The sequence below is a fragment of the Paenibacillus sp. LHD-117 genome (genome assembly GCF_030929555.1).
Lineage (GTDB): Bacteria > Bacillota > Bacilli > Paenibacillales > Paenibacillaceae > Pristimantibacillus.
Map to the genome: position 1 here is coordinate 20,556 of NZ_JAVFVT010000059.1, position 6,919 is coordinate 27,474.

The following is a 6,919-nucleotide window of genomic DNA, read 5'->3' on the forward strand; positions in this document are numbered from 1 at the left end:
TCATCGGTTTCTGTCTCATTTGGCACGAGGAGTTGCCGTGTGATACGCTAAGAAACGAAGCTAAACCAACAATAATGGCAGGTGCAATCGTGACTACGTTCCTACAATTGAACACCATTTTCCTCAGCATGGTGATGGAAGCCATCCCCTTCGTGCTCGTCGGAGTCCTGATCTCCGGCCTCATCCAATCGTTTATTACGGAACGATGGATCGCCAAGATCATGCCCAAAAACCGATTTCTCTCTTCGTTATTCGGCTGCAGCGTCGGCATCCTGTTCCCGTCCTGCGAATGCGGAATCGTCCCGATTACGCGCCGGCTGCTCGGCAAAGGCGTTCCGCTGAACGCGGGAATCGCCTTCATGCTGACGGGTCCCGTCGTGAACCCGATCGTCTTATTCTCGACCTACGTCGCCTTCGGCAATGATTGGCGGATCGTCGCGGTTCGCGCAGGCATGGCCTTCGCCGTGGCGCTTGTCGTATCCGTGTCGATCTCGTTACTGTTCCCGGCTCTGCCGCTGCGGCAAGCGATCCAGGAAATGGCCGCTTCCACCGCACTGTCCGACGTGCCGAGAGCTCCGATGCCGCTTCGCCGCAAGCTCGGCTCCGTCCTCACGCATGCGGTCGAGGAGTTTTTCTCCGTGGGCAAATATTTGGTGCTTGGCGCCTTCATCGCGGCATGCATGCAGACGTTCATCCCGACGTCGTCGCTGCTGCATATCGGCAGCAACCCGATTATGGCGTCACTCGTCATGATGGGGCTCGCGTTCACGATGTCGCTTTGTTCGGAGGCGGATGCCTTCATCGCGTCATCGTTCCGAAGCACCTTCTCCATGGGCTCGATTTCCGCGTTTCTCGTTTTCGGCCCGATGATCGACATCAAGAACACGCTTATGCTGCTAGGCACCTTCAAGACGAAATTCGTTGTCGTGCTCATTGCCTTCGTCAGCGTCAGCACGCTCACCGGATCTTTAATCGTAGGGAGGTTGATCGGATGATCCGGTTTTTTATTTTGCTGGGATTCGCCTTAATGTTCGCGATCATTCATCAGAACGGCCAATTGAATATGTACATCAATACCAAATACGCTTATCTCTCCATCAGCGCGATCGTGCTCCTCCTCCTGTTATGCGCCGTGGAGTTCGTTCGCGTCTATCGGCTGGACAAAGCGAAAGAGAGACAGCATGATCATGAACTTGATCATGATCATGAACATGACCATTCGCATGATCATGATCACGATCACGACCACTTCGGACTCGACCATTCGCATGAGCCGACTTCCAAGTGGAAACGAGCGGTCGGCTATTTGATCCTGCTCGTTCCGATCTGCACCGGTATCTTCCTGCCCGTGCAGACGCTGGACTCCAGCTTCGTGAAGGCCAAAGGTTTCGCATTCCCGACGCCGCAGGAAATCAATGACGAAACGCCAGGCGAACATCAATTCCTGAAGCCGGATTCCAGCGTGTTCTACGGCAAGGAAGGTTACGAAAAGCTCAAAAACAAGGAGCTTGCCGATTTTGTCAATCAGACCGACATTAAGCTTGACGACAGCAATTATATGAAAGGCATGGAGGTCATCTACAATTTCCCCGGAGAATTTATGGGGGATACGATTTCGTTTACCGGCTTCACGTACAAAGGCGAGCAAGCGGATGAAAACCATTATTTCGTTTTCCGCTTCGGTTTCATCCATTGCGTCGCCGACTCGGGCGTGTTCGGCATGCTTGTCGAGTTCCCCAAAGGCACTTCGCTCAATGACGATGAATGGGTGCACGTTACCGGCAAGCTGGCCTCCCAGTATTACCAGCCCTTCAAGCAAACGATTCCGGTACTCCGGGTCACATCCTGGGAATCGATTCCGAAGCCGGAAGATCCGTACGTTTATCGCAACTACTAACCTCGACTCTTGCAATTTCATTTTCCAAAAGCTGGACCGAAAAAACGCGATGGGGCATCATGCCCCATCGCGTTTTTGCGTGAGAAACCATTCGAGGGACATGGCTAGCAACCATGCACCCCCGCGAATCTCTGAATATACTGTGACATACCAAACCCGGGAGGAGTGGAATGATAGATAGAATCCGCACCGCTCGGGAAGATATCGTCTTGGACAATATTCATCACCCATCGGCGATGATAGGCGCTTGCCGACGGTTAAGGAGGCATTTCGCGTGAAGATCATGACCATTCTGGGCACCCGCCCCGAAATCATTCGCTTAAGCCGGATTATCCCGAAGCTGGATGCGCTGGCGGAACGGCATATTTTGCTGCATACGGGACAGAACTATCATCCTTCGCTCAGCGAAGTTTTCTTCAAACAGTTAAAGCTCAGGGAACCCGATTATACGATCTCGCTCGGCTCCCATTCCTTCGGCAGCCAGATTGGCGCGTTATTTCCCGAGGTTGAGAAAATCGTTCTCAAGGATAAGCCCGATCGGGTGCTTATCCTTGGCGACACGAACAGCGCCTTGTGCGCCATCCTCTGTGAGCGTCTCGGCATCCCCGTGTATCATATGGAAGCCGGCAATCGCTGTTACGATCCGATCGTGCCCGAAGAATTGAACCGCAAGGTAGTTGACGCCATCTCTTCCGTCAACCTTCCTTACACGGCGAACTCGCGCGATAATTTGCTGCGGGAAGGCATACCGCCATCCAGGGTGTGGGTAAGCGGCAATCCGATTTATGAAGTGCTGCTGCATTACAGGATGGGGATCGACCGCAGCGCCATCATGAAGAAGCTGAAGCTAAAGCCCAAACGATTCGTCCTCGTCACCGCGCACCGTGCGGAAAACGTGGATAATGAATCCAAGCTCCGAATGATCATAGACGGCTTGCGCTATGTCGCCCAAGACTTGCAGGTACCCGTGATCTGCAGCGTTCATCCACGCACGCGAGCCAAGCTCGAGCTGTTCGGCATAACGGTTGAAGAACCGCTGCTACAGCTGCATGATCCTTTCGGTTTCTTCGAATTCGTAAAGCTTCAGAAGGAAGCGATGTGCGTCATCACGGATAGCGGTACCGTGCAAGAAGAGAGCTGCTTGCTGGGCGTTCCCGGCGTCATTATCCGGCGCAGCACGGAGCGGCCCGAAACGGTGCTATGCGGCAGCAGCGTCGTATCCGGCATCGATGCCCGGCATATTGCCGATTGCGTTAAGCTTGTGACCAGTACTCCGAACGATTGGATTTGTCCGGAGGGGTACATGGACCGGCATGTGTCGGCGAAGGTCGTCCATATGTTATTGGGGGGGATTCACCATGTTTGAAGCTGCAACGATATTGATAACCGGAGGAACGGGCTCATGGGGTCATGAGCTTACGGGCAAGCTGCTTTCGCTGCAGCCGAAGGAGATTCGCATCTTCTCCCGCAACGAATTCGCGCAGGTCCGCATGCAGCGGACGTTCGACGACCATCGAATCCGATTCGTCATCGGCGACGTTCGAGATGCCGACGCCGTATCGGAAGCCTGCACGGGTGCGGACTACGTCTTCCATCTTGCCGCGCTGAAGCATGTCCCGATATGCGAGCAGCAGCCTGACGAAGCGCTCAAAACGAACGTCACCGGAACGGAGAACGTCATACGGGCGAGCATTAAACATAAGGTTAAGAAAGTCATCGACGTTTCCACCGACAAGGCGGTCGACCCCGTCAATTTCTATGGCATGACGAAAGCGTTCGCCGAGAAATACATGATTCGGGCGAACGGCTTAAGCGCGACGACCCGATTCGTCTGCATACGTGGCGGCAATGTGCTTGGCACTCATGGAAGCGTCGTTCCTTTCTTCAAAGAACGAATACTGCAGAACAAAGACTTGCCGCTCACATCGTCGGAGATGACACGATTCTTGTTGACCGTGTCCGATGCGATCGATCTGCTGCTCGCCGCTTCCATCGATTCCGTTGGCGGCGAAATTTTCGTCATGAAGATGAAGGCTTGCCGGATCGTCGATTTGGCCGAGGTGATGCTCGACCACTACGCCAAACCGTCGAAATCGATCAGGCATACGGGCATCCGGCCAGGAGAGAAACTGCACGAAATGCTTGTTTCTGGATTTGAAGCAAGCAGAACATACCGCTACGGAACGCATTATTATGTCATTCTCCCGGAAAAACCAACGGCCGAACATCTCGCTTATTATCCCGCATCGTCCAAAGCCGCAATCGCCAATTATCAATCCAATCAGTCTCTCATGAACAAAACGGAGATCCGTAAAATGCTACTCCAAGGAGGTTTTCTCGATTGAAGGTGCTCGTGTTCGGCGGCAATGGCATGGCAGGACATATGATTGTCGATTATTTGGAATCGCGCGGTTACGATATTTGGTTCACGGTACGGAGCGATAAAGGATATTCCCCTTCGTCCAAACTCGTGACTCTGGACGTCAGGGATCAATCCGCCGTCCATCGCTGCTTGCTGGACGTCAAACCGGATGTGGTCGTTAACGCGACAGGATTGCTGAATGACGACGCGGCTTACCGCAAGAGAGAAGCGATTTATGTCAACAGCCTCTTCCCCCATCTGCTTAGCGGACTTGGCTCGAAGCTGGGATTCCGGCTGATCCATATCAGCACAGACTGTGTGTTCTCGGGCGCCGAAGGCGGGTATGACGAGACATCCCCCGCTGACGGCCTGACTTATTACGCTAAGTCCAAGTCGCTCGGCGAAGTGACCGACCCGCCCGACGTGACGATTCGGACTTCGATCATCGGGCCGGAGCTGAAGCCGAACGGTATCGGCCTGTTTCATTGGTTGATGGGTCAGCAAGGCGTTATCAAAGGTTATTCGAATGTGTTCTGGAACGGCGTCACGACGCTCGAGCTGGCCAAAGCGATCGAAGACGTCATGTTGGCATCCGTATCCGGTATAGTCCATCTAGCCGTTCCGGACAAAATTTCCAAATACGAGCTGCTGCTTCTGATCAAAGATACATTCGATCGGGATTCCGTCATTATCGTGCCGAACGGCGAGATTTTCAGCGACAAAAGCTTGGCTAGCACGCGAAGCGACTTTCGGATTCAGCCTGCTCCTTATCCGGTCATGATTAGGGAGCTGAAAACCTGGATGGATCATTCCGAACGGAATTATCCTTATCTATTATAAAATCGCAGAAGCAAAAAAAGAGCAATTCTAGGCCGATTGCCCTCTCTGGGCTTATCCTTTGCCTGGAATTGCTCTTCATGTGTTCGGCTGCCGATTAAGGCATTGGGATCAGCTGAATGCCGTCCTTTTCGCCTAACGCTTTGAATTCATATCCTTGGCGTCTCGCTTCATCGATAATTCTGCCAAGCGCTTCCGCATTGTCTTTGGACACTGAGTGAAGCAACAGAATGGCACCCGGATGAAGCTGCCTCGTCACTTGGTCGAATGCGTAGGCCCCTCCGCGCTGGGCGTTGACGTCCCAGTCCTTGTATGCGATGGACCAGAATACGCTTGTATAACCTTGGCGCTTGCTGACCGCGAGTACGTTGTCGTTAAAAATCCCTCTAGGCGGCCTCAGGAATGACATGCCTTGCTGGCCCGTAATTTGCTCTACCTGCTCCTTCACCTTCGACAGCTCGGACGCGATCTGCCCCTCCGATAATTGAGTCATATCCGGATGGCTCCAGGAATGATTGCCGATCAGATGTCCTTCCGCCACCATGCGCCTCAGCAGCTCCGGCTGATCCTTTACGTAATGACCGGTAACGAAAAACAGAGCCGGTACCTGTTTCTCCTTTAGCACATCAAGGATTTTAGCCGTATAGCCATTTTCGTAACCGTTGTCGAACGTCATGAACAACTCTTTTTTGGTCGTGTCTCCCAAGAACAAAGCCCCGTTTTTGGTCAAGATCGGCTTGAACCCTTCTTCGTCAATGGAAGGAAGCTTGCCGTCGACGCTTTTCTTGAATCCGAAGTGGTAGGCTCCCGGTGCGGCATCGACATGGGCTGCGGTAACCGGAAGAGATAACCAGAACATGCATAGTGCAATAAGGGCTATCCGGTAGGTATGATTAGCCAATGCGTATGTACGCTCCTCTCTAATCTGGGTGTCTGGTTGCTATTGCTTAGTTTCCCCTGGAAGACCGTTTTCATGCCAACAAAAAAACACCGCGGCTGCCTTCTTCCGATGGCGTCGCGATGTCTTATGTATGTATGGATTCGTTATGATTTGAATGGTCGGGATGACACGATTTGAACATGCGACCCCCTGGTCCCAAACCAGGTGCTCTACCAAGCTGAGCTACATCCCGATAAATAATGGAGCGGAAGACGGGAATCGAACCCGCGACCCTCGCCTTGGCAAGGCGATGCTCTACCGCTGAGCCACTTCCGCATGAGTTTGGTGCCGCCGAGAGGACTTGAACCCCCAACCTACTGATTACAAGTCAGTTGCTCTACCAGTTGAGCTACAGCGGCATATGGATGATCCGAAATTCGGATTGGTTGCGGGGGCAGGATTTGAACCTGCGGCCTTCGGGTTATGAGCCCGACGAGCTACCGAGCTGCTCCACCCCGCGTCGTAAAAAATAAATGGTGACCCGTAGGGGATTCGAACCCCTGTTACCTCCGTGAAAGGGAGGTGTCTTAACCCCTTGACCAACGGGCCGTATCGATTTGTAGCAAGATGCTACGGAGAAGGAGGGATTCGAACCCTCGCACCACTTACGCAGTCTAACCCCTTAGCAGAGGGTCCCCTTGAGCCACTTGGGTACTTCTCCATGAGATGGCTCCCCGAACAGGACTCGAACCTGTGACAACTCGATTAACAGTCGAGTGCTCTACCAACTGAGCTATCAGGGAATACGTTTCAGCTATTGCACGCTGAAAACTGGATACGAAAGGTTTGCTGAACCTTATAGCTGTTGCTTGTCGCTTGTATGAGCGGATCAAGCGTGTAGGATAAGCCCTCGACCGATTAGTATTCGTCAGCTCCACACATT

Annotated in this window: 6 protein-coding genes and 7 tRNA genes; 5 read left to right on the forward strand and 8 right to left on the reverse strand. The window is 53.0% G+C overall.

The window, feature by feature from the left end:
* The first annotated feature begins 74 nt into the window (after nucleotides 1–74).
* The 5 genes from RB620_RS29230 (at nucleotide 75) to RB620_RS29250 (ending at nucleotide 5,099) form a co-directional block, all read left to right on the forward strand.
* On the forward strand, nucleotides 75–995 hold the full coding sequence (locus RB620_RS29230; protein ID WP_308100589.1) for a permease: 921 nt from the start codon (nucleotides 75–77) through the stop codon (nucleotides 993–995).
* Nucleotides 992–1,897: a TIGR03943 family putative permease subunit gene (locus RB620_RS29235; protein ID WP_308100591.1), complete on the forward strand. Its 906-nt coding sequence runs from the start codon at nucleotides 992–994 to the stop codon at nucleotides 1,895–1,897. The genes RB620_RS29230 and RB620_RS29235 overlap by 4 nt, the downstream gene beginning before the upstream one ends.
* Before the next feature lie 283 nt (nucleotides 1,898–2,180).
* Nucleotides 2,181–3,263, forward strand: coding sequence for a non-hydrolyzing UDP-N-acetylglucosamine 2-epimerase (wecB, locus tag RB620_RS29240; RefSeq protein WP_308100594.1), 1,083 nt, complete (start codon nucleotides 2,181–2,183; stop codon nucleotides 3,261–3,263).
* The gene (locus tag RB620_RS29245) at nucleotides 3,256–4,242 is read left to right on the forward strand and encodes a polysaccharide biosynthesis protein (RefSeq protein WP_308100593.1); all 987 of its coding nucleotides are present in this window, start codon (nucleotides 3,256–3,258) and stop codon (nucleotides 4,240–4,242) included. Before wecB ends, RB620_RS29245 begins: the two co-directional genes overlap by 8 nt.
* Before the next feature lie 2 nt (nucleotides 4,243–4,244).
* On the forward strand, nucleotides 4,245–5,099 hold the full coding sequence (locus RB620_RS29250) for a dTDP-4-dehydrorhamnose reductase family protein (RefSeq protein WP_308100595.1): 855 nt from the start codon (nucleotides 4,245–4,247) through the stop codon (nucleotides 5,097–5,099).
* A 94-nt stretch (nucleotides 5,100–5,193) separates the two neighbouring features.
* On the opposite strand, the gene pdaA is transcribed toward RB620_RS29250, so the two are convergent.
* From pdaA to RB620_RS29290, 8 genes are all read right to left on the reverse strand, one after another.
* Nucleotides 5,194–5,955, reverse strand: a complete 762-nt coding sequence (gene pdaA / locus RB620_RS29255) for a delta-lactam-biosynthetic de-N-acetylase (protein WP_308100596.1) — start codon at nucleotides 5,953–5,955, stop codon at nucleotides 5,194–5,196.
* A 197-nt stretch (nucleotides 5,956–6,152) separates the two neighbouring features.
* Nucleotides 6,153–6,229 (reverse strand) — tRNA-Pro (locus RB620_RS29260).
* Between the two features lie 8 nt (nucleotides 6,230–6,237).
* A tRNA-Gly gene (locus RB620_RS29265) sits at nucleotides 6,238–6,312 on the reverse strand.
* Between the two features lie 7 nt (nucleotides 6,313–6,319).
* Nucleotides 6,320–6,395 (reverse strand) — tRNA-Thr (locus RB620_RS29270).
* Between the two features lie 24 nt (nucleotides 6,396–6,419).
* Nucleotides 6,420–6,496, reverse strand: a tRNA-Met gene (locus RB620_RS29275).
* A gap of 14 nt (nucleotides 6,497–6,510) precedes the next feature.
* Nucleotides 6,511–6,585 (reverse strand) — tRNA-Glu (locus RB620_RS29280).
* 24 nt (nucleotides 6,586–6,609) lie between these two features.
* Nucleotides 6,610–6,697 (reverse strand) — tRNA-Ser (locus RB620_RS29285).
* Between the two features lie 6 nt (nucleotides 6,698–6,703).
* Nucleotides 6,704–6,779 (reverse strand) — tRNA-Asn (locus RB620_RS29290).
* Nucleotides 6,780–6,919 lie beyond the last annotated feature (140 nt).